Origin of the sequence: Ruegeria sediminis (assembly GCF_005938215.1) — a bacterium.
GTDB classification, from domain to species: Bacteria; Pseudomonadota; Alphaproteobacteria; order Rhodobacterales; family Rhodobacteraceae; genus Ruegeria; species Ruegeria sediminis.
The window spans coordinates 250,261-276,067 of sequence record NZ_VCPD01000005.1 but is presented as its reverse complement, the minus strand read 5'-3'; the positions used below and the strand labels follow the sequence as shown (position 1 = coordinate 276,067).

The following is a 25,807-nucleotide window of genomic DNA, read 5'->3' as shown; positions in this document are numbered from 1 at the left end:
CGTCTCTCCTCAATCATGCTCAACGGCTCGGATCGATGCCCGCACATGGTCCGGACATCTCCGAAAACATGGCAGGTCTTCCAGCCGAGCCGCGGCCCCGCACAGGAGTGAGGGAACGTCGGCAGCCCTGCAGACCGGATTGGAACGGCCGGGACACCGGCAATGTGCCGACGGCGCGGGACAGGGTCAAGACGCTGATCCGCCGGCATGTCGATACCGATTGCGGCGGGGCAACGAAAAAGGCCCCGGAGGCGATCCGGGGCCTTTCCAACCGATTGCCGGCTCAGGTTAGCTCCGGCGTTTTTCGCGGGCAAGCCCGATGAAGATCGACACGCACATCAGGACCAGCACGATTGCAAACGGGAAACCGGTCGCGATGGCGGCCGCCTGAAGGGCGCCAAGCCCTCCGCCCAGCAGCAGCACGACGGCGATCGCGCCTTCCAGCACGCACCAGAACACGCGCTGCGCTGTGGGCGCGTCGGTCTTGCCGCCGGCGGTGATGGTGTCGATCACCAGCGAGCCCGAGTCGGAACTGGTGACGAAGAAGATCACCACCAGGATGATGCCGACGAAGGACAGCAGACCGGCCAGCGGGAAGGCTTCGAACATCTTGAACATCTTCAACTCCAGCGCCGCGTCCGACAGGCCCTGGCCGGTGCCCGACATCACCTGATCCAGAGCGGTGCCGCCGAAGACGCTCATCCATAGCGCGCCGACGACCGTCGGAATCAGGATCACGCAAGTGACGAACTCCCGCACGGTGCGCCCGCGCGAAATGCGCGCGATGAACATGCCGACGAAAGGCGACCACGATATCCACCAGGCCCAGTAGAAGGCCGTCCAGCCCTGCAGGAAGTTGGTATCCTCGCGGCCGACCCAGTTGGACAAGGCGGGCAGCGCGACGACGTAATCCACGAGGCCGTTGAAGAACCCGGTCAGGATCGCGACGGTCGGACCGACGATCAGCACGAGGATCAGCAGCGCTGCGGCAAGAACCATGTTGATCTCGGAAAGGCGCTTCACCCCCTTGTCCAGCCCCGCAACCACCGAAATCAGCGCGATGGCGGTGATCAGGATGATCAGCAACACCTTCATTCCGTCCGTCACCGGGACGTCGAACAGGTAGTTCAGTCCGGCCAGCGCCTGCGTCGCGCCAAGCCCCAGGGATGTCGCCAGGCCAAAGATGGTGGCGAACACGGCCAGAACGTCGACGATATGCCCCAGCGGGCCCCAGGTCGCCTCTCCGAAGATCGGGTAAAAGACCGAGCGCATGGTCAGCGGCAGGCCACGGTTGAAGCTGAAGAAGGCAAGCGCCAGCGCCACGACCGCGTAGATCGCCCAGGGGTGCAGCCCCCAATGGAAAATGGTGGCGGCCATCGCCAGATCCTTGGAGGCTTCGGTGTCGCCCAGACCCGCGCCCAGCGGCGCCCAGTCGGTCCGCACGCCACCCTCGCCCACGGCCACGCCGCCCAGCGAGGATCCGTAGTGCGAAATCGGCTCGGCAACGCCCCAGAACACCAGTCCGATCCCCATGCCTGCGGCAAACAGCATCGAGAACCAGCCCGCATAGCTGTAATCCGGCTTGGCATCCTCGCCGCCCAGCCGGATCGAGCCATAGGGCGTCACGATCAGCAGCAGCGAGAACACGACGAAGATGTTGCACGCGATCATGAACACCCAGTCGAACTTGCTGGTCAGCGTCGGGCGCAGCCATTCAAAGAATTCGGTCGACTGCTCACGAAACACCAGCGAAAAGAACACGAACGCTATGATGGTCAGTGCTGAAATTCCGAATACCGGATTGTGAACATCCAGACCCAAGATCTGAACGTTGTCCTGCCCGACCTCATACTCGGTTTCCACGGCATCCGGACCGGCCTCGTAGCCGGCTTCCACATTGTCGGACATTGTCCCTCCTCTTCCTTGTTTTGTTGCCTCCTATTCGGGCAAGGAAGGAATCGACAGCGCGATAAAATAGACCCAATGTTCTCCGAATCCGACCTCGGGGAAAGTTTCCCATCCAGGCCGCCTGCAGCCTTAAGGGTGCCGCCGCGGTTCAACCCGAAGTGGACAAACAAAAATGGCCGAAGCGCCAGGCGCCTCGGCCAAAAACCCATGTTTTAAAGGTGACTCAGCCCTGAACCTTTGTATAGGTCCCCTCTCCGGCCAGGATGCCGCGGAAACCGCCGGGCTCGTCCAGCGAGAACACGATGATAGGCAGGTTGTTGTCGCGCGCCAGCGCGATGGCCGAGGCGTCCATCACCCCGAGGCGCTTGGTCAGAACGTCGTCATAGCTGACGGTGTCATAGCGTTTCGCGTCGTCGAACTTGACCGGATCCTTGTCATAGACGCCGTCCACCTTGGTGCCCTTGAAGATCGCCTCGCAGCTCATCTCGTTGGCGCGCAGCGTCGCGGCGGTGTCGGTGGTGAAATAGGGGTTGCCCGTCCCGGCGGCAAAGATGCAGACCCGCTTCTTTTCCAGGTGACGCACGGCGCGGCGGCGGATGTAGGGCTCGCAGACCTGATCCATCGGAATGGCCGAGATCACGCGGGTAAAGACGCCAAGCCCTTCCAGCGCGGATTGCATGGCGAGGGCGTTCATGACCGTCGCCAGCATTCCCATGTAATCGGCGGTCGTCCGCTCCATCCCCTGCGCCGAGCCCGACAGGCCGCGGAAAATGTTGCCGCCGCCGATGACCATGCAGATCTCGACGCCCAGATCATGCACCGATTTCACCTCGGCGGCGATGCGCTGGACCGTCGGCGGATGCAGGCCGAATCCCTGATCCCCCATCAGCGCCTCACCCGATATCTTGAGCATGACCCGCTTGAACTTGGTCTGGGGCTGTTCCTTGGGGACTGGGGAAAGGGAAGTGGTCATGTTGCGCTCCGCTGCGGCACAGGTTTATTTTCCGGCGCAAAATGAAGCAAAAGCCCGGCAGGTTCAATGCGGGATGGTTCGGAACAAGGCAATCGCCCATGAATGCAAGCACTGCGACCCGGTTGCTGGACGGTCTGCCGCCCATTCCCGCCGACAAACCGGTGTTGATCGCCGGGCCGACCGCCTCGGGGAAATCCGCCCTGGCGCTCGAGATCGCCGAGCGACATGGCGGCGCGATCGTCAATGCCGATGCCAGTCAGATCTACGACTGCTGGCGCATCATCACTGCCCGCCCGACCGCCAAGGACGAAGCCCGCGCGCCGCATCGCCTCTACGGCCACGTCCCCTACGACGCGACCTATTCGACCGGCCACTGGCTGCGCGAGGCCGTTCCCCTTCTCTCGGACGGACCGAGGCCGATCATCGTGGGTGGAACCGGCCTATACTTCACCGCCCTGACCGAAGGCATGGCCGAAATCCCGCCCACACCCGCCGCAGTCAGGGCCGAAGCGGATGCGATGTCCCACGCCGATCTGCTGGCGGGCATCGACGCGGCGACCGCCCGCGGCATCGATACGCTCAACCGCGCCCGGGTCCAGCGCGCCTGGGAGGTGCAGCGTGCCACCGGTCGGCCGCTGGCCGACTGGCAGGCCGACACGCCGCCCCCCGCCCTGCCGCTGAGCCAGGCGGTTCCGCTGGTCTTCGACGTCGACAAGTCCTGGCTGCTGGACCGCATCACCAACCGCTTCGACCAGATGCTCGAACAGGGGGCCCTGGACGAGGTGGCGGCCATGCGCGACCGCTACGATCCGGCCCTGCCCTCGTGCAAGGCGATCGGCGTGCCGGAACTGATGGCCTACCTGAACGGCGAAGCGACCCTGGATGAGGCGCGGGATCGGGCACGAATCGCGACGAGACAATTCGCCAAACGGCAGCGAACCTGGTTCCGCGCGCGGATGAAATCCTGGCATCACATTAATTTGTTTTAACTATTTCGAAATCTGATACGGTTTTTTACGCGGCCGAAACACCATCTCCGGTCCTGAGAAACCGCGCGCGCGACCGGGTTCCAGACCGCTGAACCGGCCGAAATGCTGCCCGCCGTTGCGAAAAAAACGCTGCAAAATCAAGGCATCATTTTTCAGCGTCAATGTCGTTTTTGTGCCATCGATGACGATTCCGATCATTGACGTGACGGAAAATCTGATGCGGAATATTCGCGATGGGGATGTGTAAAATCCATATGAATCGCAGGCGGCGCAGCGAAGGGCGTTTGACGTCCGACGGCCGATCTGAAACCCTCCTCCAATAACACAAGTGTCACAGGGAGACATTCATGACCAATGAGACAATGACCGGAGCACCGGTACACTGGGCAGCCAAGATGCACGCCCAGGAGTATCGGGACGGCAAACTGAGCCGGCGCGAGTTCCTGACCCGCGCCACAAGCCTTGGCGTGACCGCAGCCGCCGCCTATGGAATGATCGGCCTGCCGACGCCCGCCAATGCCCAGAGCGACGCCGCCAAGCAAGAGGGCGGCACCCTGCGCGTCCAGGCCCAGGTCCGCGGCCTGAAGGATCCGCGCACCTACGACTGGTCGGAAATGGGCAACCAGACCCGCGGCACCCTCGAATACCTGGTCGAATACAACTCGGACGGGACGTTCCGCGGCATTCTTCTGGAAGGCTGGGAGATCAACGAGGACGCAACCGAGTACACGCTCAAGGTGCGTCAAGGCGTCAAATGGAACAACGGTGACGACTTCACCGCCGAAGACGTGGCCCGCAACATCGCGCGCTGGTGCGACAAGAGTTCGGAAACCAACTCGATGGCCGGCCGTTTCGCGACGCTGGTCGATGCCGACACCGGCCAGGCTATCGAGGGCGGGATCGAGGTGGTGGACAGCCACACCGTCAAGCTGAACCTGCCAAAGTCGGACATCTCGCTGATCGCGGGCATGTCGGACTACCCCTCCGCGGTCGTGCACAGCTCGTTCAGCGAAACCGACCTGCTGAACAATGTCGGCACCGGCCCCTACCTGATCGAAGAGCTGGAAGTGGGCGTGAAATGCACCCTCGTCCGCAACGAGGATCACGAATGGTGGGGCGAGGCCGTGTTTGGCCGTCCGGCGCTGGACCGCATCGAGTACATTGACTACGGCACCGACCCGTCGGCATGGCTGGCGGCGCTGGAATCGGACGAGGTCGACATGCTTCACGAATCCGTGGGCGAGTTCATCGACGTGATGGATGGCCTCGGCTACGTGAAGTCCGAAGTGGTGACCATGAGCACCATCGTCATCCGCCCGAACCAGCTCGCCGAAGTGGACGGGGTAAAGCCCTATGCCGACAAGCGTGTCCGCCAGGCGCTGCAGATGGCCGTGGACAACGCTGTCTGCCTGGAACTGGGCTATGGCGGACGCGGCGCTGTCGCCGAAAACCACCACATGGGCCCGATCCATCCGGAATACCCGGAACTGCCGCCGCAGACCCACGATCCGGCGGCTGCCCTGAAGCTGATCGAAGAAGCCGGCCTGGCCGATTTCGAGCACGAGATCATCTCGATCGACGACGACTGGCGCCGCAACACCACCGACGCCGTCGCCGCGCAGCTGCGCGACGCGGGCATCAAGGTCAAGCGTACGGTTCTGCCGGGCAGCACCTTCTGGAACGACTGGGTGAAATATCCCTACAGCTCCACGAACTGGAACCACCGTCCGCTGGGCGTGCAGATCTGGGCGCTGGCCTATCGTTCGGGCGAAGCCTGGAACGAATTCGGCTGGTCGAACCCGGATTTCGACGCGATCCTCGACGAGGCGCTGGCCATCGCCGACGCGGACAAGCGCCGCGAGGTTGCCGCAAGGGGCGCCGCGCTGATCCAGGAGGAAGGCGTGACCTGCCAGCCGTACTGGCGCGCGCTTTACCGCCACATGAAGGAAGGTCTCGTGAACACTGACATGCACGTGGCCTTCGAACACCACCACTACAAGTGGGGCTGGGCGGCCTGACCTCCGGCTGAAAAGACATCCGGGGCGCCCGCGCAGGGCGCCCCGATCCAGCCGCAGACACTCCGGCGCATTGCCGGCCATCAGAGGCCAAAAAACGGTCCAATGATCTGCGGAACACCAGAACAACAGGGGCCATCATGGGACTATTCATCCTCCGACGGTTCGGCGTGATGCTGTTGACGGCATTATGTCTTACGTTCGTTGTCTTCTTTCTGACCAACCTCTACCCCAACCTGGAAAAGCTCGCGAAAACGCAGGGCAACCAGCGGATGTCCGACGAACAGGTCTCGGCCTGGCTCGAGAACCGGGGCTACCGGCAGCCAATGCTGGTCAAATACGGACAATGGCTGGGTGTGGCTCCGGGTTTCTCCAAGACGCTGGATGACGGACAATTCGTCGGCACCTGCGTCAGGCCCGGACAAACCAAGGAAGAAACTCCGAACTTCTGCGGCATCCTGCAGGGCGAGTGGGGGTATTCGACGGTGTTCAAGGACGAGGTCGGCGGGATCGTGGCCAAACGCCTCGGCAACACCGGCTATCTCATGTTCTGGGTTCTGGTCCTGATGGTGCCCTCGGCGCTGCTGGTCGGCGTGCTGGCGGGAATGCGCGAGGGGACGGTCATGGACCGGTCGCTCTCGACCTTCTCGATCATCACGACCGCGACGCCGGAATACGTTTCGGGCGTGGTCTTCATCGCCATCTTCGCATCGTCCACGGTGGGCCTGAAATGGTTCAAGGGCACGGCAACGCAGGCGATGGACAACCCGACCTTCGAGAATTTCTTTCTGCCGGTGCTGACCATCGCGCTTTACGGGATGGGCTACATCGCCCGGATGACCCGCGCCTCGATGACCGAGGTGATGACCGCGCAATACATCCGCACCGCGCGCCTCAAGGGCGTCTCGTTTCCCAACATCGTGATGAAACACGCCCTGCGCAACGCGCTGATCGCGCCGTTCACCGTCATCATGCTGCAGTTCCCATGGCTGCTCAACGGCGTGGTGATCGTCGAGACCCTGTTCAACTACAAGGGCTTCGGCTGGGCGCTGGTGCAGGCGGCCGAGAACAACGACATCCAGCTGCTGCTGGCGATCTCGGTCGTGTCCGTCATCGTGGTTCTGGTAACGCAGCTGATCTCGGATATCGGCTATGTCTACCTCAACCCGCGCATCCGCATTTCGTAAGAGAGGAGAATCAAGACATGGAACCTCTCAACGGATTTCAGATCACCCTGCGCATCCTCTACCAGTTCTCGTCGGTCTGGATCGCGCTGCTGCTGCTCTTCGCCCTGTCCCTGGCCTTCAAGCGGCGCCTCGGCCTTTACGGCAAGCTGTTCGACAGCCCCATCGGAATGATCGGCTTTGGCCTGGTGATGTTCTGGGTCTTCACCGGCATCTTCGGAGCCATGGACCTGATCGTGACCCATGACCCGCTGACGCAGGTTTCGGGCATGAAGAACAAGGTTCCCGGAACTCCGGTCCCCGGCGCCGAGGCGGGCGAGTACCCCTGGTACCTGCTGGGCGGCGACAACCTGGCGCGCGACGTGTTCAGCCGCATGATCAAGGGCGCCTGGATCGTGGTGCAGATCGCGCCTCTGGCGACGCTGTTCGCCTTCATGGTCGGCATCACCCTCGGGCTGCCCGCCGGGTATTACGGCGGCCGGCTGGACACTTTCCTGTCCTTCCTCGCCAACCTGATCCTGGCCTTCCCGGTGATCCTGCTGTTCTACCTGCTGGTGACGCCCGAGATCATCGAAACCGGCGTGCCAAGCTACATGGCGGCAGTGCTGTTCGTCTTCCCGATCGTCTTCCTCGGGGTGCTGCTGAACTCGCGCTACTTCACGCGCCCGAATTTCCGCACCCCCCTGCTGATCGGAGTGCTGGGCACCGCCATCTGGCTATACCTGGCGATGATCTCGACGGGCGGCTACATCATCAGCACCAAGACCTATTCGATCCCGGGCCTGCCCGGCGTGCTGGATCCGTTCGACGTGCCGGGCGGCATCCTGGTGGTGTTCGTCTCGGTGGTCTTCGTGAACTCGCCCACCGTGTTCCGTATCGTTCGGGGCCTTGCCATGGACATCAAGACCCGCGACTACGTGGCCGCAGCCCAGACCCGGGGCGAAGGCCCCTGGTACATCATGCTGTGGGAGATCCTGCCCAACGCGCGCGGGCCGCTGATCGTCGATTTCTGCCTGCGCATCGGCTACACGACCATCCTGCTGGGAACCTTGGGTTTCTTCGGACTCGGCCTGCCGCCGGAAAGCCCGGACTGGGGTTCGACGATCAACGAGGGGCGCAAGCTTCTGTCGATCTACCTGCATCCCGCGCTGCCGCCCGCGTTGGCGCTGCTGTCGCTGGTGCTGGGCCTGAACCTGCTGGCGGACGGGTTGCGCGAGGAAAGCCTGAAGGACTGATGTGATCGAGGCCGGGGGCTCTGCCCCCGGACCCCCGGAGTATTTTCGAAAAGATGAAGACGGGTACGCGCCCGACCTCGTCTGGGAGCAAGAAAATGAGCAAACTCGCGGACTATGACGGCCCGATCCTGGAGATCGACAAGCTGTCGATTTCCTTCTTCACCCGGCTGCGGGAGATCCCGGCGGTGATGGACTTCTCGGTCAGCGTACAGCCGGGCGAGGCGGTGGGCCTCGTGGGCGAATCCGGCTGCGGCAAGTCCACCGTGGCGCTTGGCGTCATGCAGGACCTTGGCAAGAACGGCCGCATCGTCGGCGGCACCATCAAGTTCAAGGGCCGCGACCTGAGCACGCTGAGCGCCGAGGAATTGCGCGACATCCGCGGCAACGAGATCGCGATGATCTATCAGGAACCGATGGCCTCGCTGAACCCGGCGATGAAAATCGGCAAGCAGCTGATGGAAGTGCCGATGATCCACGAGGGCGTCAGCAAGGAGGAAGCCTACAAACGGGCGCTGGAAGTGGTGACCGACGTGCGCCTGCCCGACCCCGAGCGGATGCTGAATTCGTTCCCGCACCAGCTTTCCGGCGGGCAGCAGCAGCGGATCGTCATCGCCATGGCGCTGATGTCGAAGCCCGCCCTGCTGATCCTTGACGAACCCACCACCGCGCTCGACGTGACAGTCGAAGCCGCCGTCGTGGAACTGGTCAAGGATCTGGGCAAGAAATACGGCACCTCGATGCTGTTCATCTCGCACAATCTCGGGCTGGTTCTGGAAACCTGCGACCGGCTCTGCGTGATGTATTCCGGCGAGGCGGTTGAACGCGGCTCGATCAAGGACGTGTTCGACGAGATGCAGCACCCCTACACTCAGGCGCTGTTCCGCTCGATCCCGCTGCCCGGCGCCGACAAGAACTCGCGCCCGCTGGTGGCGATTCCCGGCAACTTCCCCCTGCCCCACGAACGCCCGCCCGGCTGCAACTTCGGGCCGCGCTGCGACTATTTCGAGGCGGGACGCTGCGACGCCCAGGACATCCTGATGGAATCCGTTCCGGGCAACGACCGGCACCAGACCCGGTGTCTGAGGTTCCGCGAGATCGACTGGAACGCGCCGCTGACGCTGGCCGCGCAGAAGGAGAAGGGCGAAATCGGCAAGGTCGTCCTCAAGATGGAGAACCTCAAGAAATACTACGAGGTCGCGGCCAACGCGCTGTTCGGCGGCGGTCAGAAGAAGGTGGTGAAGGCAAACGAAACCCTGAGTTTCGAGGCGCATGAATCCGAAACCCTCGCCATCGTGGGCGAATCCGGCTGCGGCAAGTCCACTTTCGCCAAGGTGCTGATGGGGCTGGAGACGGCGACCGACGGGCAGATCCTGCTGGACAACCGCAACATCGAACAGGTGCCGATCGAAGAGCGCGACGCCAAGACCGTGGGCGAAGTGCAGATGGTGTTCCAGAACCCCTTCGACACGCTGAACCCGTCGATGACCGTGGGCCGCCAGATCATCCGCGCGCTCGAGATCTTCGGCGTCGGAAAATCCGAGGCCGAGCGCAAACAGCGGATGCTGGAACTGCTCGATCTGGTGAAACTGCCGCGCGCCTTTGCCGAGCGGATGCCGCGCCAGCTTTCCGGCGGGCAGAAACAGCGCGTCGGCATCGCCCGCGCCTTTGCCGGGGACGCCCGGATCGTCGTTGCGGACGAACCCGTCTCGGCGCTCGACGTGTCGGTGCAGGCCGCGGTCACCGACCTGCTGATGGAGATCCAGCGCAAGAAGAAGACGACACTATTGTTCATCAGCCACGACCTGTCCATCGTGCGCTACCTGAGCGACCGGGTGATGGTGATGTATCTGGGCCATGTGGTCGAGCTCGGGACCACCGATCAGGTGTTCTCGCCCCCCTACCACCCTTATACCGAAGCCCTGCTTTCGGCCGTGCCGATCGCGGACACTTCGGTCGAGAAAAAGCATATCGTGCTCGAAGGCGACATCCCATCGGCCATGAACCCGCCGCCGGGCTGTCCGTTCCAGACCCGCTGCCGCTGGAAATCGCAGGTGCCGGGCAATCTGTGCGATACCGAAGTGCCGCCGTTCAAGACGGTGGCCGAGGGGCATCAGGTCAAGTGCCACCTGGCCGACGAGATCCTCGCCGCGATGGAGCCCGTCATCAAGATCGCGGCCGAGTGACAGCTGCACATGTTGCGACAAAGGGCCGGTCCTGCACCGGCCCTTTTTTCAGGCGGCATTTGAAGATGTTGGAATACGCGGGACCATCTTGATGAACGGCCCGTTCAGCTGCCCCAGATGACCCGGACGTAGTTCTGCGTTTCCTTGTAGGGCGGCACGCCGCCATGCTTTACCACGGCTTCGGGACCCGCATTGTAGGCCGCCAGCGCCAGGCGCCACGACTTGAACTTGCGGTACTGCCAGGACAGGTAGCGCGCGCCGCCTTCCAGGTTCTCTTTCGGATCGTGCGGGTTTACGCCCAGCAGACGGGCGGTCTGCGGCATGAGCTGCGCCAGACCCAAAGCCCCCTTGTGCGACTCGGCATGTGGATTCCAGCCGGATTCCTGCTGCACAAGGCGCAGGAACAGTTCTTCGGGCACGTTGTACATGCGCGCCGCGTTTCGGGCCAATTCAAGGTACTGACCGCGATACTTGCCGGAATAACGCTTCTCGAACCCGCGTTCTGCGGACTTGGGTTTCAGCCGCTCGGAATCCTTGTACTGGGTGGCGGCGCGGGTATCCAACACCTTGGCCTGATTGCGGAAAAGGTCCCTGCGGGCCTTGGATGACAGCATGTCCGCCTGCACTGGTACGGACACCAAGACAAGGGAAACCAACGCAAAACCACCGACGAGCACTCGCATGCGAACAGACCTGCTTTCTAAACCCCCAGCAGCGATTATATTGTTTTCCGATCGAAATGAAAGTGCGCCGGTCTCCGGGCCGGCCAAGCGTGGCTTATCGGTCCCGCAGGAACGGTGTTTTAACCATGGCGCAGGCCGTATAGGGTCACGTGGACGGATCGCTCAGATTCGGGATGCATCGAGACAAAAGAACGGGGAAACACATGGCTGGCTCAGTCAACAAAGTCATTCTGGTCGGAAACCTGGGCCGCGATCCCGAGGTGCGATCGTTCCAGAACGGCGGCAAGGTCTGCAACCTGCGCATCGCCACTTCCGAGACCTGGAAAGACCGCAACACCGGCGAGCGCAAGGAACGGACCGAATGGCATTCGGTCGCGATCTTCTCGGAACCGCTGGCGCGGATCGCCGAGCAGTATCTGCGCAAGGGCTCCAAGGTCTATATCGAAGGACAGCTGGAAACCCGCAAATGGCAGGACCAGTCGGGCCAGGACCGTTACACCACCGAAGTCGTCCTGCGCCCCTATCGCGGCGAGTTGACCCTGCTCGACAGTCGCGGCGAGGGCGGCAGCGGCGGCGGATACGGCGGCGGGCAGTCCGGCGGCGGCTATGACAGCGGCCCGCGCGACGACCCTTACCGCAGTGCGCCTGCGACGGCGTCCAGCGGGATCGACGACGACGAGATCCCGTTCTGATCCCCATGGAGGCATGACATGACATGGTCCTTCTCGCTCGGCCGCCTGTTCGGGTCGGAACTGAGGGTCCATGTCACCTTTTTCCTGCTGCTGGCCTGGGTCGGGTTCGCAGCGTTTTCCGAAGGCGGCTGGCCCGCCGCGGTCGAGAACATCGTTTTTGTTCTGGCGATCTTCGCCTGCGTGGTCGCGCATGAATTCGGCCACGCCCTGATGGCCCGCCGCTACGGCATTCGCACACCCGACATCACGCTGCTTCCCATCGGCGGACTGGCCCGGCTGGAACGGATGCCGGAAAACCCGATCCAGGAGGTGCTGGTCGCCCTCGCCGGACCGGCGGTCAACGTGGTCATCTGGGTGATCCTGGTGACGTTTGGCGCCGGCACCAACCTGGATTCGCTGGCGCAGATCGACTCGGCCCGGATCGACCTCCTCACCCGGCTGGCCTACGTCAACCTGTTCCTGGCGGTGTTCAACATGATCCCCGCCTTTCCGATGGACGGAGGCCGGGTGTTCCGGGCGCTTCTGTGCCTGCGCATGGACCGGGTCAAGGCGACCCGTGTCGCGGCCTCGGCCGGCCAGATGGTCGCCGTGGTGTTCGGCTTCCTCGGGCTAAGCTCGGGCAACCCGCTGCTGATCCTGATTGCAGTGTTCGTGTTCATAGCCGCCAACGCCGAAAGCCAGGATGTCGCCATGCGCGCCGTCGCGCGCCGGGTTCTGGCGCGCGACGCGATGATCACCACCTTCGAGTCGCTGTCGCCCGCCGACACCCTGAACACCGCGGCCCAGGCCGTCATCCACACCACCCAGCACGAGTTCCCGGTTCTGGACGAAGCCGGCCAGCTTTTGGGTTTCGTCACTCGCGGCCGGCTCTTCGCCGCCCTCGCCGGGGAACACCCGCGGTCGGAATCGGCGCTCACCGTCATGGACACCGATATTCCGCGCGTATCGCTGACCTCTGGTCTGGAAACCGTGCTCGACGCGCTGCACAAGGGCGCGCCCGCCATCGCCGTTTGCACCGAAAGCGGGCGGATGGCAGGCTACATCACCCGCGAGAACATCGGTGAGCTGATGGTGATCCGCGGCCGCTGAACCACCAATTTTCAACAGGTTGCCAGCGCATCCTCAAGCACCGAAAGAACCGCCTCTCGCGGGACGTCCGAGGTCACGAAGGCCTGCCCGATTCCGCGCGCCAGGATAAAACGAAGCTGGCCGTCGACCACCTTCTTGTCCTGCGCCATCAACTCGACCAACGCCTCGGCGCCCGGCAACTCGCCCGGGATGTCGGCCAGATCGGTCTTCATCCCCATCGCCTTGAGATGCGCGCGGACCCGGCTGGGATCTTCCTGCGAACACAGACCCAGACGGGCCGAAAGCTCGAAAGCCAACGCGCAGCCGATCGCCACGCCTTCGCCATGCAGCAGGCGGTCGGAATAGCCCGTCGCCGCCTCGAGCGCGTGACAGAACGTGTGGCCAAGGTTCAAAAGCGCCCGGTCCCCCTGCTCGGTCTCGTCCCGGGCCACGATATCAGCCTTCATCTGCACCGAGCGCGTCACTGCCTGCACCCGCGCCGACATGTCGCCGCGCGCCAGCGCCGGGCCGTTCACTTCCAGCCAGTCAAAGAAACCGGCATCTCCCAGCAGCCCGTATTTGACCACTTCGCCGTATCCGGCCAGAAAATCCCGCGCCGTCAGCGTGCCAAGCACCGAAGTATCCGCCAGCACCAGCGAAGGCTGATGAAACGCGCCGATCAGATTCTTGCCCTGCGGCGCGTTGATCCCGGTCTTGCCGCCGACCGAACTGTCGACCTGCGCCAGCAGCGAGGTCGGGATCTGCACGAAACGCACCCCGCGCCGCAGTACCGCCGCCGCGAACCCGGCCAGATCGCCGATCACGCCGCCGCCAAGGGCGACCACCACGTCGCGGCGTTCGACCTTCTCGGCCAACAACCACTCGACCGCGCGCTCGAAATGCGGCCAGCTTTTAGTGGCCTCGCCGGCTGGCAATGCCAGCGACACCATGTCGATCCCGGCCGCGGCCAGCCCGGCGCGCAAGCCCTCCAGGTGCAGCCCCGCCACGGTTTCATCGGTCAGGACGGCCACCCGTGGCCGTTTCAGCAAGGGCGCGATGCGCGCTCCGGCCTCGGCCAGCAGATCCGGCCCGATCTCGACGTCGTAAGAGCGTTCGCCCAGGGCGACATGTACGGTCTGATGCATCTAATTCCGTTCCAACACGTCCGGCCGCGTCTCGAGCGCGGCCAGAACCCGGTCAACCATCCTCTCGATCGTGGTCTCGGAATCCGAGTCCACGGTCAGATCGGCTTCGGCATAGACCGGCACTCGCGCCTCATACAGCGCGCGCAACGTCGCATGGGGATCGGGCGTGCGCAGCAGGGGCCGCGTGTCCTTGTGGCGGACCCGGTTCCACAGCACGTTCAGATCCGCCCGAAGCCACACGGCGACGCCGCGTTCCGAGATCATGCGCCTGTTTTCGGCCGAAAGAAACGCGCCGCCGCCGGTCGAAAGGATCCCCCGCTCCTCGTCCAGAAGACGCCGGATCACCTGGCTTTCCTTCTTCCGGAAGAACGGCTCGCCGTCGCGGGCGAAGATTTCCGGGATCGTCATGTTGGCCGCCGATTCGATCTCGGCGTCGCTGTCGAGGAACGGAACCCCGAGGCGCGCGGCCAGCGCCCGGCCCACCGCGGTCTTTCCGGCGCCCATCATGCCCACCATCACCACCGTTTTGTGCAGCTTCCAGGCCTGCGACCCGGCGGCCGGGCGGGAGTTATGCTTAATTTCGCTCATTCCTCCGTGAATGACGTGATCTTGGGAAAATTGCCAGTTATAACTTGGTCAAAAGATCAAAATGAGGCAGCGTGAGGCAATGGGCCGTCTGATCAAATTTCTCGTCTATCTCGTATGCCTGAGTTTCATCGGGCTTGTCGGGTACGCCTATCTCGGGCCGTTCTTCGGCGTCGACTTTTCCGCACCGCAGAGCGAAGTCCGCCAACCGGTGACGTTGGATGTTGACTAGAACGGCGCTGGTCGCGCTGTGCCTGACCGGCCCGGCTGCGGCGCAGCAACCGCTGTCCGCGATCGACTGGCTGAACGAACCGCCGCAGAACCTGCCGGGAACCGTGCTGCTGGAACCGCCGGTCACCGAGACCGGCTCGCGTCCCGAGGTTGTGGTGACGCCGCTGGAAGACCTGTCGCCGCCGCTGGGACTGGTTTCAACGACCGTCACGGGCCTGCCGGTGGACATGTGGCGGGGCAGCGACCCCGAACATCTGGCGCAGCTTATCGCGCGCACCCCGGTTCGCGACAACCCCGCGATGCAACGCCTGATGTTCACGCTTCTGCTTTCCGAAGCGCGCGCCCCGACCGGCCCCGGCGCCCGCGAGACGCTGCTGCTGGCGCGGCTCGACCGGCTGATGCAGCTTGGCGCGACGGACCCGGCGCAGTCGCTGGTCCAGCTTGCCGGCCCCACCGACTCGCGTGAACGCTTCGCGCGCTGGTTCGACGCGACGTTGCTCACCGGCGACGAGGATCGCAGCTGCTCGGCGCTGATCGCCCAGCCGCACCTCTCGCAGGACTATCCGGCGCAGATTTTCTGCAAGGCCCGGCGGGGCGACTGGGAATCCGCCGCCCTGACGCTCGAGGCCGCGCTGGCCCTTGAACTGCTGTCGCAGGAAGAGCTGGATCTGCTGGACAGATACCTCAGCCCCGACCTGTTCGAAGACGCGCCGCCGCTGCCGCAGCCGGAACACCCCGATCCGCTGACCTTCCGCCTGTTCGAAACGATCGGAGAGCGCCTGCCGACCGCATCGCTGCCGCGATCCTTCGCCACCGCCGACCTGCGCGACGTGGCTGGCTGGAAGGCGCAGATCGAGGCGGCAGAACGCCTGACCCGCATCGGTGCGCTGACCCCGAACCAGCTGCTCGGTCTCTACACCGAACGCGAGCCGGCGGCCTCCGGCGGCGTGTGGGACCGGGTCTCTGCCGTGCAGCGGTTCGAAACCGCCCTGTCGATGGAAAACCCCGCCGCCATCGCCAAGACGCTGCCCCCGGTCTGGGAGGCCATGACTGCCGCCGGACTCGAAGTTCCCTTTGCCGAGCTTTTCGCCGAACGGCTTGCCCCGCAACGTCTGCCGTCGAAGGCGGCCGAGAACCTGCGCTGGCGGGTTTTGCTGCTGTCGGACCGCTACGAACAGGCCGCGGCCTCGCCGCCGGACGACTCGCAGGCCAACTTGTTCCTCGCGGCTCTGGCCAAGGGCGAGCCCGGGCGCGGATTGTCCCCGTCGCCCATGGCTGACGCGATCTCCGAGGGTTTTGCCTGGGGCGCGCAGGTGCCCCCCGACATACGTGCGCTGCTCGACAAGGGCCAGTTGGGCGAGGCTATCCTTACCACCATGCAGCTGTTCGCCCACGGCGCGCGCGGCAACCTCGTCGACCTGACCGGCGCGCTGGCCACCTTCCGCAACGTGGGGCTGGAAGACACCGCCCGCCGCGCGGCGCTGCAACTCTTGATCCTGAACGGGGCCTGATGATGCGCGGGCCGGCCACTCAGGATCTCTGGATTTCCACCTTTCTCGAAGCGCAAGCCGCCGAACTCGGGGCTGCGAACAACACGCTTCTCGCCTATGGGCGCGACCTCAAGGATTTTGCCGGCTGGCTCGCGCGCAAGAAATCGGATCTCGGCGCCGCCGACCGGGATCAGGTCGAAGCCTACCTGATCGCCTGCGACGCGCAGGGGCTGGCGCGCTCGACGCGGGCGCGGCGGCTCTCGGCCATCAAGCAGCTATACCGCTTCGCCTTCGAGGAAGGCTGGCGCGACACCAACCCGGCCATACAGATCAAGGGTCCGGGCCGCGAGAAACGCCTGCCCAAGACCCTCGAGGTGGTCGAGGTTGACCGCCTTCTCCAGGCCGCGCGCACCACCGGGCGCACGCCGTCGGACCGCCTTCGCAACACCTGCCTGATGGAACTTCTCTATGCCACGGGGATGCGGGTAAGCGAACTGGTGTCCCTGCCCGTCTCCTCCGCCCGCGGCGATCCCCGGATGCTGCTCATTCTCGGCAAGGGCGGGAAAGAGCGCATGGTGCCGCTGTCGCCGCCCGCGCGGGACGCCCTTGCGGCCTGGCTCAGGACCCGGGACGAAGCCGAAGCCGAGGTCGTTTCCAATGGCGGTCAGGCGTCGCGATATCTCTTCCCCTCGCGCGGCAAGTCCGGCCATCTGACGCGCCACCGCTTCTATCTTCTGATCAAGGAACTGGCCGTCACCGGCGGGTTGTCGCCCGACAAGGTGACGCCGCACACCCTGCGCCATGCCTTTGCGACGCACCTGCTGGCGAACGGGGCCGATCTGCGCTCGATCCAGACGCTGCTGGGCCACGCCGACGTGGCGACCACTGAAATCTACACCCATGTTCTCGACGAACGCCTGTCCGAACTGGTGCTCGAGCATCATCCGTTGGCCAAGAACAAAGGCTAACCCCTTGATCGGTTTGACCGCCGACCCCATAACGATCACGAGATCAAACATAACGAAGGACCGATGGACCCGACCTCTTCTGCATTTGACGGCGCTTTCTGGATCACCTCCGGCGCCATCCTCTTTCTGCTCGTGCTGTCGGGCTTTTTCTCGGGCTCGGAAACCGCCCTGACTGCCTCGTCCCGCGGCAAGCTGCGGACACAGGCCGACAAGGGATCGCACGGCGCGCAAAAGGCGCTGGAAATCACCGAGGACAACGAACGCCTGATCGGCTCGGTCCTGCTGGGCAACAACCTGGTAAACATCCTGTCGGCCTCGCTGGCCACCGCGCTGTTCACGCGCCTCTTCGGCGAAAGCGGCGTGGCGCTGGCGACGCTGGTGATGACCCTGCTGGTCCTGATCTTTGCCGAGGTGCTGCCCAAGACCTACGCGATCACCAATGCCGAAAAGGCCGCTGCCGCCGTGGCACCGGCCATCAGCGTGATCGTGACCCTGTTCTCGCCGGTCGTCGCCGCCGTGCGCCTTCTGGTGCGCGGCGTGCTGCTCCTGTTCGGCGTCCGGATCGATCCGGACAGCCACATCCTGGCGGTGCGCGAAGAAATCCTGGGCGCGCTGCAGTTGGGCCATTCCGAAGGCGTGGTCGAAAAAGAGGACCGCGACCGCATCCTCGGCGCGCTGGACCTGGCCGAGCGCACCATCGAAGAGATCATGCTGCACCGCTCGAACATCCAGATGATCGACGCCGATGCCGAACCCGAAACCATCCTGGAACAGTGCCTGGAAAGCCCGCACACGCGGCTGCCCGTCTACCGGGGCGAGCCCGAGAACATCATCGGCGTGGTTCACGCCAAGGACCTGTTCCGCGCCATGTATGCGCAGGTTGGCGGCTCCGAGGGAGACACCAACCGGCTGAAGAGATTCGACATCACCAAGGTCGCCAACGCCCCCTATTTCGTCCCCGAGACCACGACGCTCGACGACCAGATGCGGGAATTCCTGCGCATGCGCAGCCATTTCGCGCTGGTCGTGGACGAATACGGCTCGCTCCGCGGCCTGATCACGCTGGAAGACATCCTTGAAGAGATCGTGGGCGAGATCACCGACGAATTCGACCCCGCCGCCGACGCCGAGGTGACGCGGACCGAGGACGGACAGTTCGTCGTCGAAGGCGCCATGACCATCCGAGACCTCAACCGCGCGCTGGACTGGTCGCTGCCGGATGAAGAGGCCAACACGGTCGCCGGGCTGGTGATCCACGAGGCGCAGATGATCCCCACCGTCGGCCAGGTCTTCGCCTTTCACGGCTTCCGGTTCGAGGTCACATCGCGCGAAGGCAACCGGGTGACCGGGCTCAAGATCCGGCCGCTATGACCGCCGCAGCGCGCCTGTGGCACTGGTTCGATGCGGTCGTTCTGGACCTGGGCCGTCAGTTCCGCTGGTCCTTCCTGCCGCCTCTGATGATCTATTTCGCCGCCGGCGCGCAGGGGCTGACAGCCATCGTCGGCACGTTCTTCGTCAAGGAATATCTCGACGTCTCGGCGGCTTTCATCGCGGGCATCGCCTTCTGGGCCGGGTTGCCGTGGGCGCTCAAGATGCCGCTGGGGCATCTGGTCGACCTGATCTGGCGGTGGAAGGCGCTGCTGATCTATGTGGGCGCGGCCCTGATCGCCTGCAGTTTCCTGATCATGTTCGGGCTGGCCACTCGGGTTGCCTGGATGCCCGAGATCATGTCGATGACCGCCTGGTACGTCTTCTCGGTCATCCTTGCGCCCTGCGGATACGTCGTTCAGGACGCGGTCGCCGACGCCATGTCGGTCGAGGCGGTGCCGCGTCACGACGCCGAGGGCCGCCCCCTTGACAAGGACACCGAACGCGCCCTGCACACGACGATGCAGACGCTGGGCCGTTTCGCGCTGATCGGCGGCGCCAGCACCGTGGCGCTGCTCAACATCTGGCTCTTCGCCGGGATCGAGGCCCTTCCGGCTGCGGAAAAAGAGGTCGTCTATGGGGAAATCTACCTGCTGGCCCTGCTGATCCCCTGCATCTCCATCTCGGGCGTCCTGCTTGCCGGGATACAGAAACGGCTCACGATCCGACGCCTGATCCAGCAGGGCATGGATGCCGTCAGGGCGCGGGCGCATTTCGACCCGGATGGCGAGCCGGTCAAGGCCAACCACTGGTATTTCACCGGCGGCGCGGTTTTCGTCGCCATGACCCTGACCGTCGGCCTGATGGACCTGCCCTTTTCGCAAGAGATCGTCTTTGCCGGCTCCATGGCGATCGTGCTGACGCTGATGCGGCAGCTGATCCGCAACCTGACCCCGGCCAAGGCGCGGGCGCTTGTCGGAACCGCGATCATCGTCTTCGTGTTCCGCGCCGTGCCGCTGAACGGCGCCGCCGCGACCTGGTTCGAAATCGACGTCCTGGGTTTCGACCAGCAGTTCCTGTCGGTCCTGTACCTCATCACTTCGGTTCTGACGCTCGTGGGCATGGTGATCCTGCGCCCGATGATGGCGTCAAAGACCATCGCGGACATCGTCATCATCCTCAGCATCGCGGCGGGCCTGTTGTCGCTGCCCGGCATCGGTCTGTACTACGGCATCCACCACTGGACTTCGGCCATGACGGGCGGTGTCGTCGATGCCCGGTTCATCGCCGTCCTCAACACCGCGATCGAATCGCCGCTGGGCCAGATTTCCATGATCCCGATGCTGGCCTGGATCGCCCGAAACGCCCCGCCCGCGCTCAAGGCCACCTTCTTCGCCGTCATGGCTTCGTTCACCAACCTGGCGCTCTCGGCCTCAAGCCTCGGAACCAAGTACCTCAACCAGATCTTCACCGTCACGCGCGAGGTTGCCGGCCCCGACGGCGCCATCACCACCTCCGCCGACTATTCCGAGCTTGGCGTTCTGATGATCACCGTCGCCACGATCACGGTCCTTGCGCCGGTGCTGGCGGTCTGGATCGTGCAGCGCTCGTTTTTGCGCACAACGGACTAGGACAAACGACACCGCTTGTCGCTTACGGGACAGAAACCGGCGGATGCGCCTTGCACCTTCGCCGCAAAAATGGAGGGTTCTCATGAAAACCACATCCCAGGTGGTCGTCATCGGCGGCGGTGTCGTTGGCTGTTCCGTGCTCTATCACCTCACCAAGCTCGGCTGGTCCGACGTCATGCTGCTGGAACGGTCCGAACTGACCAGCGGTTCGACCTGGCATGCCGCGGGGGGGTTCCACACCCTGAACGGCGACACAAACATGGCCGCGCTGCAGGGTTACACGATCCGTCTCTACAAGGAACTGGAAGAGATCACCGGCATGTCCTGCGGCCTGCATCACGTGGGCGGCGTCACCCTGGCCGACAACCGTGACCGGTTCGACATGCTGCTGGCCGAGCGCGCCAAGCACCGCTTCATGGGGCTCGAGACCGAGATCGTCGGCCCCGAAGAGATCCGCAAGATCGCGCCCATCACCAATACGGACGGCATCATCGGCGCCCTCTACGATCCGCTCGACGGCCATCTCGACCCGTCCGGCACGACCCATGCCTATGCCAAGGCCGCGCGGATGGGCGGCGCAACCATCGAAACCCATTGCATGGTGCGCGAGACCAACCAGCGCCCCGACGGCACCTGGGAGGTCGTGACCGACAAGGGCACCATCCACGCCGAACACGTAGTCAACGCGGGCGGCCTCTGGGCGCGCGAGGTCGGCGCGATGGCGGGCATCTACTTCCCACTGCATCCGATGGAGCACCAGTACATCGTCACCGACAACATCCCCGAGATCGAGGCGATCATCGACGCCGGCGGCGAGCATCCGCACGTGATGGACCCCGCGGGCGAAAGCTATCTGCGGCAGGAGGGGCGCGGCCTCTGCATCGGTTTCTACGAACAGCCCTGCAAGCCCTGGGCGGTGGACGGCACCCCGTGGGATTTCGGCCACGAACTTCTGCCGGACGATTTCGACAAGATCACCGACTCGATCGAGTTCGCCTATCGCCGCTTCCCGGTTCTGGCCCGGGCTGGCGTGAAATCCGTGATCCACGGCCCCTTCACCTTCGCCCCCGATGGCAACCCGCTGGTGGGCCCGGTGCCGGGCGTGCGCAACTACTGGTCCGCCTGCGGCGTCATGGCCGGGTTCAGCCAGGGCGGCGGCGTCGGCCTGATGCTGGCGCAATGGATGATCGAGGGCGAGCCCGAACGCGACGTTTCGGCGATGGACGTGGCCCGGTTCGGCGACTGGATCAGCGCGGGCTACACCCGCCCCAAGGTGATCGAAAACTACCAGAAACGCTTCTCGGTCTCCTATCCCAACGAAGAACTGCCGGCCGCCCGCCCCAACCGTACCACGCCGATGTACGACATCTTCACCGATCTCGGCGCGGTCTGGGGCCAGCATTACGGGCTCGAAGTCCCGAACTATTTCGCGCAAGAGGGCGAGCCGACCTATGAAACCCCGTCCTTCCGCCGTTCGGACGCTTTCGAGGCCACCGGCCGCGAGGTGCGCGGCGTGCGCGAGGGGGTGGGCATCAACGAGGTCCACAATTTCGGCAAGTACCTGATCACCGGCCCCGGCGCGCGCGCCTGGCTCGACCGGATCATGGCCGGCCGCATCCCGCAGCCGGGCCGCCTGTCGCTGACCCCGATGCTGTCGCCCAAGGGCAAGCTGATCGGCGATTTCACCGTCTCGTGCCTGGGCGAGACCGAGTTCCAGCTGACCGCCTCCTACGGGTCGCAGAACTACCACATGCGCTGGTTCCTGCAGCACCAGGACGACGGCGTGACCATCGAAAACATCAGCGACAGGCGCAACGGCTTCCAGATCGCGGGCCCCAAGGCCGGCGAGGTTCTGGCCGCCTGCACCCGCGACGACCTTTCCAGCCTGCGCTTCATGGACGTGCGGCGCATGGTGGTCGGCATGACCGACTGCATCGTGCAGCGGGTCAGCTATACCGGCGATCTGGGTTACGAGATCTATTGCGATCCGATGGCGCAGCGCCAGCTCTGGTGGACCCTGTGGGAGGCCGGGCAGCCGCACGGCATGGTCCCCTTCGGAATGCGCGCGATGATGTCGCTGAGGCTGGACAAGTTCTTCGGCTCGTGGCTGCGGGAGTTCTCGCCCGACTACACCGCCGCCGAGACCGGACTGGACCGGTTCATCTCGTTCAAGAAAAGTACAAATTTCATCGGTCGCGCCGCGGCCGAGGCCGAGCGCTCGGAAGGCCCCGCGCGCAAGCTGGTGGCCTTTGAGGTGGACGCCGAGGATGCGGACGTCAACGCGTATGAGCCGATCTGGCTGGACGGCGAGGTCGTCGGCTTCTGCACCTCGGGCGGCTATTCGCACCATGCCGGGAAATCCGTGGCGCTGGGCTTCCTGCCGGTTGGCCGGATTGCCGACGGGCTGGAGGTCGAAATCGAGATCCTGGGTCAGATGCGCAAGGCGCGCGTCGTTTCGACCCCGCTTTTCGATGCCGACGGGGCGCGAATGCGCGGGTGACATCGGCGTTTCCGCGCGCCATGGTGGCGGGATGATGAGCATTCCCATCATCCTGCTCGCCGCCGGCCAGTCGCGCCGCATGGGCGGCGCCGACAAGCTGCTGCAAGAGGTGGACGGCCGCCCGCTGCTGCGCCGCAGTGCCGAGATCGCGCGCAGCGTCGCGCCCGTCATCGTGGCCCTGCCGCCCGCTCCGCACCCGCGCCACGACGCCCTGTCCGGGCTCGACGTGCTGGGCGTCCCCATCGCGGACGCGCAGGAAGGCATGAACGCCAGCCTGCGCGGCGCGGTCCGGGCTCTGCCGCAAGACGCGCAGGCGGTCATGATCCTGCTCGCGGACCTGCCCGACCTCACTGCCGAGGATCTGACCACGGTGATGCGGGCCGTCCGGGACGTGCCGGACAACCTGATCTGGCGCGGCGCGACGGAAGATGGAAAACCCGGTCATCCGGTCGTGTTCCACCGCGACTTGTTCCCGGACCTCGCGAAACTGACCGGCGACGGCGGCGCGCAGACTTTGGTCAGGCGGCACGCGGGCCGGGTGCACCTTGTGCCCCTGCCCGGCCAGCACGCCCGAACGGATCTGGACACGCCGGACGACTGGAACCGGTGGCGCTCCGGGCGGGAAAGACTTCGGGAAAGCTGAATGCGGACTTGCGATCCGCCAAAAAGACGTGCGGCCCGGCTTTGAAGGCCGGGCCGCTTGCCCAATTTAGATTCTTAACACTTCACTGACACTTGGGAACACCGCCGGGAAACCGCATGGGTTGCCCGGTTACGCCGCCGCCGCACAATACAAGACCCCCTCGTTAACATGGCGGCCGGCGTTTCCAGTGACTGAAATAACCAACGGCACCCCCCGGCGCCGACGGTCCCCCTCACTTGGGCAATTTCATCGTCGCCCATCGGTCAAAACCAAACAACGAATAAATTGTTTTAACCATGGATGTTTAGCGGAACACCTGTGCTTTTCCGCAACAGGCCCACACACCCTCACTCAACCCCAAGGAGATTTGCAAAACCGCGTCTCCTGGGCCCCTGGGCGCGAGGATTTGAATATGTCGATGGCAACCCTGCCACGCGCATGACAACAGGAATAGCCGATGCGTCCCGACGGCAGGCCACCACTCAACCCAAGATAGATCAAATTGAGACCGGGAATCTGCCGGGCCCGCCCGTTTCCCACATGACGACAATCGTGCCATTGGGACGAAAACTATTTTGCACTGTGGCAACAATGCCAGATTGCAGCCATCAGCTTACCTAGGGGAAGTTTCCAGCGATTCTGTCGATTCGCTCCGACCCCTCCGACGACACCCGGCAGACCGGTCTGAGAAGGCCGGACGACCGCCAGCGACCGGGCAAAGCTAAGGCCGTATGAGGCGGCATGAAATCATTAAGCAAGATGAAAAAATCTTAATCCTGCGGACAGGAACCACAAAACTTGCGGGGGCATTTCCTTGTTCAAACCCGGAACCAAACCGGGTCGGATCACAGGAGACCCAAATGAGCAACCGAAACACCATCCCCCATCTGCGTTCACTGACCGGCTGGACCGGCGCAACCGCGCTGGGCGCCGCGCTTCTGACGACGACCGCCCTTCCCGCCCTCGCGGACGAAGCCCTTGCGGACCTGGTCGAACAGGTATCCCCCTCGGTCGTGACCATCGTCGCCGAACACAAGGCCAAGCCGGGCAAGGCCAATTCCGAAGGCTTCGACCTCGAAGGCAACCCGTTCGGTGAATTCTTCCGCCGCTTCGGCCCGCCCGAAGGGTTCGAGATGCCGCATCGTGGCCCGGGACAGGGGCTGGGCTCGGGGTTCATCCTCGACGAAACCGGCCACATCGTCACCAACCACCATGTGATCGACGGCGCCGACACCGTGACCGTGCGCCTCAGCGACGACCGCTCGTACGAGGCCGAGGTCATCGGCACCGATCCCTTGACCGACATCGCGCTGCTCAGGATCGACGCGGACGCAACGCTGCCCGCGGTGACGCTGGGCGACAGCGACGAAATCCGCGTGGGCGAAGACGTGGTCGCCATCGGCAACCCCTTCGGCCTCAGCTCTACCGTGACCACCGGCATCGTCTCGGCCAAGGGGCGCAACATCTCGGAAGGCCCCTATGCCGAATTCCTGCAGACGGACGCGGCAATCAACAAGGGCAACTCGGGCGGCCCGCTGTTCAACATGGAAGGCGAAGTCGTCGGTGTGAACTCGGCCATCTATTCGCCCACCGGCGGTTCGGTCGGCCTGGGCTTTGCCGTCACGTCGAACATCGTGGAAACCATCGTCGAGGATCTGCGCGAGGACGGCCAGGTCGATCGCGGCTGGCTCGGCGTCTCGATCCAGACGCTCAGCCCTGAAATCGCGGCGGCCATGGGGGTCGAGGAAGCCTCGGGCGCGCTGGTCTCGGACGTCGTGAACGACAGCCCGGCCGACGGCGCGCTGCAGCAGGGCGACGTGATCCTCGCCTTCAACGGAACCAAGGTGAAGTCCAGCCAGGACCTGCCCCGCCTTGTCGGCGCCGCCAAGGTCGGCTCGGACAGCAAGATCACCGTACTGCGCAACGGCAAGGAGCAGGAGGTCAACGTCACCATCGGCAAGCACCAGATGGCCGCCGCCGACACGGGGCAATCTTCGGACCACGACACGTCGTCCGCGCCGCTCGGAGTGACCGTGGCGCCGCTGACCGAAACCGCCCGCGCCGAGATCGGCGTCGACGAAACCGTGTCCGGTGTGGTGGTCACCTCGCTTGACCCCGACAGCCCGGCCGCCGAGGCCGGCCTCAGACGGGGTGACGTGATCGTCAGGATCGGCAGCCAGGAAACCGACAACCCGAACGCGCTGAAGGAAGCGCTGCAAAACCAGAAGACGGATCCGGCGCTGGTCCTGATCAACCGGGGCGGCAACCAGATCTTCGTTGCGGTCAACATCGCCTGATCCGGACACGCGCGCGCAG

Annotated in this window: 21 protein-coding genes; 15 read left to right on the top strand and 6 right to left on the bottom strand. The window is 64.4% G+C overall.

The genetic code is table 11. The annotated features are described in order from the left end of the window. Positions 1-288: 288 nt before the first annotated feature. Complete coding sequence (locus FGK63_RS15550) at positions 289-1,908, bottom strand: BCCT family transporter (RefSeq protein WP_138843875.1); 1,620 nt, start codon at positions 1,906-1,908, stop codon at positions 289-291. Positions 1,909-2,131: 223 nt separating this feature from the next. Next, positions 2,132-2,881: a UMP kinase gene (pyrH, locus tag FGK63_RS15545; protein WP_138843873.1), complete on the bottom strand. Its 750-nt coding sequence runs from the start codon at positions 2,879-2,881 to the stop codon at positions 2,132-2,134. Between the two features lie 98 nt (positions 2,882-2,979). Here pyrH and miaA point away from each other — a divergent pair, with 98 nt between their 5' ends. Then, on the top strand, positions 2,980-3,870 hold the full coding sequence (miaA, locus tag FGK63_RS15540; RefSeq protein WP_246044050.1) for a tRNA (adenosine(37)-N6)-dimethylallyltransferase MiaA: 891 nt from the start codon (positions 2,980-2,982) through the stop codon (positions 3,868-3,870). Here miaA and FGK63_RS15535 read toward each other — a convergent pair whose 3' ends face one another. Further along, positions 3,871-4,068: a hypothetical protein gene (locus tag FGK63_RS15535; protein ID WP_138843869.1), complete on the bottom strand. Its 198-nt coding sequence runs from the start codon at positions 4,066-4,068 to the stop codon at positions 3,871-3,873. A gap of 149 nt (positions 4,069-4,217) precedes the next feature. On the opposite strand from FGK63_RS15535, the gene FGK63_RS15530 reads away from it, so the two are divergent. The 4 genes from FGK63_RS15530 to FGK63_RS15515 all read left to right on the top strand — a co-directional run bounded on the left by FGK63_RS15530 (position 4,218) and on the right by FGK63_RS15515 (position 10,487). Then, the gene (locus tag FGK63_RS15530; protein WP_138843867.1) at positions 4,218-5,888 is read left to right on the top strand and encodes an ABC transporter substrate-binding protein; all 1,671 of its coding nucleotides are present in this window, start codon (positions 4,218-4,220) and stop codon (positions 5,886-5,888) included. A gap of 137 nt (positions 5,889-6,025) precedes the next feature. Next, a complete protein-coding gene (locus FGK63_RS15525; RefSeq protein ID WP_138843865.1) occupies positions 6,026-7,072 on the top strand; it encodes an ABC transporter permease in 1,047 nt (348 codons plus the stop codon). Positions 7,073-7,089: 17 nt separating this feature from the next. Then, positions 7,090-8,304, top strand: coding sequence for an ABC transporter permease (locus FGK63_RS15520; protein ID WP_138843863.1), 1,215 nt, complete (start codon positions 7,090-7,092; stop codon positions 8,302-8,304). Positions 8,305-8,399: 95 nt separating this feature from the next. Next, positions 8,400-10,487 carry a dipeptide ABC transporter ATP-binding protein gene (locus tag FGK63_RS15515; protein ID WP_138843861.1) on the top strand — a complete coding sequence of 696 codons (2,088 nt, stop codon included), beginning with the start codon at positions 8,400-8,402 and terminating at the stop codon, positions 10,485-10,487. 104 nt (positions 10,488-10,591) lie between these two features. Here the strand turns inward: FGK63_RS15515 and FGK63_RS15510 are convergent, their stop codons facing one another. Then, positions 10,592-11,170 carry a lytic transglycosylase domain-containing protein gene (locus FGK63_RS15510; protein WP_138843859.1) on the bottom strand — a complete coding sequence of 193 codons (579 nt, stop codon included), beginning with the start codon at positions 11,168-11,170 and terminating at the stop codon, positions 10,592-10,594. A 203-nt stretch (positions 11,171-11,373) separates the two neighbouring features. Between FGK63_RS15510 and ssb the strand changes: the two genes are divergently transcribed. Together ssb and FGK63_RS15500 are read left to right on the top strand one after the other, a co-directional pair. Next, positions 11,374-11,862 carry a single-stranded DNA-binding protein gene (gene ssb, locus FGK63_RS15505; protein WP_138843857.1) on the top strand — a complete coding sequence of 163 codons (489 nt, stop codon included), beginning with the start codon at positions 11,374-11,376 and terminating at the stop codon, positions 11,860-11,862. An 18-nt stretch (positions 11,863-11,880) separates the two neighbouring features. Beyond that, positions 11,881-12,951: a site-2 protease family protein gene (locus FGK63_RS15500; RefSeq protein WP_138843855.1), complete on the top strand. Its 1,071-nt coding sequence runs from the start codon at positions 11,881-11,883 to the stop codon at positions 12,949-12,951. Between the two features lie 11 nt (positions 12,952-12,962). On the opposite strand, the gene aroB is transcribed toward FGK63_RS15500, so the two are convergent. Both aroB and FGK63_RS15490 read right to left on the bottom strand, forming a co-directional pair. Next, positions 12,963-14,075, bottom strand: coding sequence for a 3-dehydroquinate synthase (gene aroB / locus FGK63_RS15495; RefSeq protein ID WP_138843853.1), 1,113 nt, complete (start codon positions 14,073-14,075; stop codon positions 12,963-12,965). Next, the gene (locus FGK63_RS15490; protein WP_138843851.1) at positions 14,076-14,663 is read right to left on the bottom strand and encodes a shikimate kinase; all 588 of its coding nucleotides are present in this window, start codon (positions 14,661-14,663) and stop codon (positions 14,076-14,078) included. It abuts the gene before it with no gap. Positions 14,664-14,742: 79 nt separating this feature from the next. Here FGK63_RS15490 and FGK63_RS20800 point away from each other — a divergent pair, with 79 nt between their 5' ends. The 8 genes from FGK63_RS20800 (at position 14,743) to FGK63_RS15455 (ending at position 25,788) form a co-directional block, all read left to right on the top strand. Then, on the top strand, positions 14,743-14,892 hold the full coding sequence (locus tag FGK63_RS20800; protein ID WP_171052670.1) for a hypothetical protein: 150 nt from the start codon (positions 14,743-14,745) through the stop codon (positions 14,890-14,892). After that, positions 14,882-16,402 carry a hypothetical protein gene (locus tag FGK63_RS15485; RefSeq protein WP_138843849.1) on the top strand — a complete coding sequence of 507 codons (1,521 nt, stop codon included), beginning with the start codon at positions 14,882-14,884 and terminating at the stop codon, positions 16,400-16,402. The genes FGK63_RS20800 and FGK63_RS15485 overlap by 11 nt, the downstream gene beginning before the upstream one ends. Before the next feature lie 2 nt (positions 16,403-16,404). Further along, positions 16,405-17,349: a site-specific tyrosine recombinase XerD gene (locus FGK63_RS15480; RefSeq protein ID WP_138843949.1), complete on the top strand. Its 945-nt coding sequence runs from the start codon at positions 16,405-16,407 to the stop codon at positions 17,347-17,349. Positions 17,350-17,412: 63 nt separating this feature from the next. After that, positions 17,413-18,720, top strand: a complete 1,308-nt coding sequence (locus tag FGK63_RS15475) for an HlyC/CorC family transporter (protein ID WP_138843847.1) — start codon at positions 17,413-17,415, stop codon at positions 18,718-18,720. Beyond that, positions 18,717-20,348 (top strand): MFS transporter, encoded by a 1,632-nt coding sequence (locus FGK63_RS15470; protein ID WP_138843845.1) that lies wholly within the window; start codon positions 18,717-18,719, stop codon positions 20,346-20,348. Before FGK63_RS15475 ends, FGK63_RS15470 begins: the two co-directional genes overlap by 4 nt. A gap of 82 nt (positions 20,349-20,430) precedes the next feature. Beyond that, on the top strand, positions 20,431-22,848 hold the full coding sequence (locus FGK63_RS15465; RefSeq protein WP_138843843.1) for a GcvT family protein: 2,418 nt from the start codon (positions 20,431-20,433) through the stop codon (positions 22,846-22,848). Positions 22,849-22,879: 31 nt separating this feature from the next. Then, positions 22,880-23,491, top strand: coding sequence for a nucleotidyltransferase family protein (locus tag FGK63_RS15460; protein ID WP_171052669.1), 612 nt, complete (start codon positions 22,880-22,882; stop codon positions 23,489-23,491). 860 nt (positions 23,492-24,351) lie between these two features. After that, complete coding sequence (locus FGK63_RS15455) at positions 24,352-25,788, top strand: DegQ family serine endoprotease (RefSeq protein ID WP_138843839.1); 1,437 nt, start codon at positions 24,352-24,354, stop codon at positions 25,786-25,788. Positions 25,789-25,807: the final 19 nt, after the last annotated feature.

Coding starts and splice junctions, on each gene's coding strand:
- FGK63_RS15550 (WP_138843875.1), bottom strand. CDS start 1,908: ATGTCCGACAATGTGGAAGCCGGCTACGAGGCCGGTCCGGATGCCGTG.
- FGK63_RS15460 (WP_171052669.1), top strand. CDS start 22,880: ATGATGAGCATTCCCATCATCCTGCTCGCCGCCGGCCAGTCGCGCCGC.
- FGK63_RS15525 (WP_138843865.1), top strand. CDS start 6,026: ATGGGACTATTCATCCTCCGACGGTTCGGCGTGATGCTGTTGACGGCA.
- FGK63_RS15490 (WP_138843851.1), bottom strand. CDS start 14,663: ATGAGCGAAATTAAGCATAACTCCCGCCCGGCCGCCGGGTCGCAGGCC.
- FGK63_RS20800 (WP_171052670.1), top strand. CDS start 14,743: ATGGGCCGTCTGATCAAATTTCTCGTCTATCTCGTATGCCTGAGTTTC.
- miaA (WP_246044050.1), top strand. CDS start 2,980: ATGAATGCAAGCACTGCGACCCGGTTGCTGGACGGTCTGCCGCCCATT.
- FGK63_RS15475 (WP_138843847.1), top strand. CDS start 17,413: ATGGACCCGACCTCTTCTGCATTTGACGGCGCTTTCTGGATCACCTCC.
- FGK63_RS15455 (WP_138843839.1), top strand. CDS start 24,352: ATGAGCAACCGAAACACCATCCCCCATCTGCGTTCACTGACCGGCTGG.
- aroB (WP_138843853.1), bottom strand. CDS start 14,075: ATGCATCAGACCGTACATGTCGCCCTGGGCGAACGCTCTTACGACGTC.
- FGK63_RS15515 (WP_138843861.1), top strand. CDS start 8,400: ATGAGCAAACTCGCGGACTATGACGGCCCGATCCTGGAGATCGACAAG.
- FGK63_RS15465 (WP_138843843.1), top strand. CDS start 20,431: ATGAAAACCACATCCCAGGTGGTCGTCATCGGCGGCGGTGTCGTTGGC.
- FGK63_RS15485 (WP_138843849.1), top strand. CDS start 14,882: ATGTTGACTAGAACGGCGCTGGTCGCGCTGTGCCTGACCGGCCCGGCT.
- FGK63_RS15470 (WP_138843845.1), top strand. CDS start 18,717: ATGACCGCCGCAGCGCGCCTGTGGCACTGGTTCGATGCGGTCGTTCTG.
- FGK63_RS15535 (WP_138843869.1), bottom strand. CDS start 4,068: ATGATCGGAATCGTCATCGATGGCACAAAAACGACATTGACGCTGAAA.
- FGK63_RS15510 (WP_138843859.1), bottom strand. CDS start 11,170: ATGCGAGTGCTCGTCGGTGGTTTTGCGTTGGTTTCCCTTGTCTTGGTG.
- FGK63_RS15520 (WP_138843863.1), top strand. CDS start 7,090: ATGGAACCTCTCAACGGATTTCAGATCACCCTGCGCATCCTCTACCAG.
- pyrH (WP_138843873.1), bottom strand. CDS start 2,881: ATGACCACTTCCCTTTCCCCAGTCCCCAAGGAACAGCCCCAGACCAAG.
- ssb (WP_138843857.1), top strand. CDS start 11,374: ATGGCTGGCTCAGTCAACAAAGTCATTCTGGTCGGAAACCTGGGCCGC.
- FGK63_RS15480 (WP_138843949.1), top strand. CDS start 16,405: ATGCGCGGGCCGGCCACTCAGGATCTCTGGATTTCCACCTTTCTCGAA.
- FGK63_RS15500 (WP_138843855.1), top strand. CDS start 11,881: ATGACATGGTCCTTCTCGCTCGGCCGCCTGTTCGGGTCGGAACTGAGG.
- FGK63_RS15530 (WP_138843867.1), top strand. CDS start 4,218: ATGACCAATGAGACAATGACCGGAGCACCGGTACACTGGGCAGCCAAG.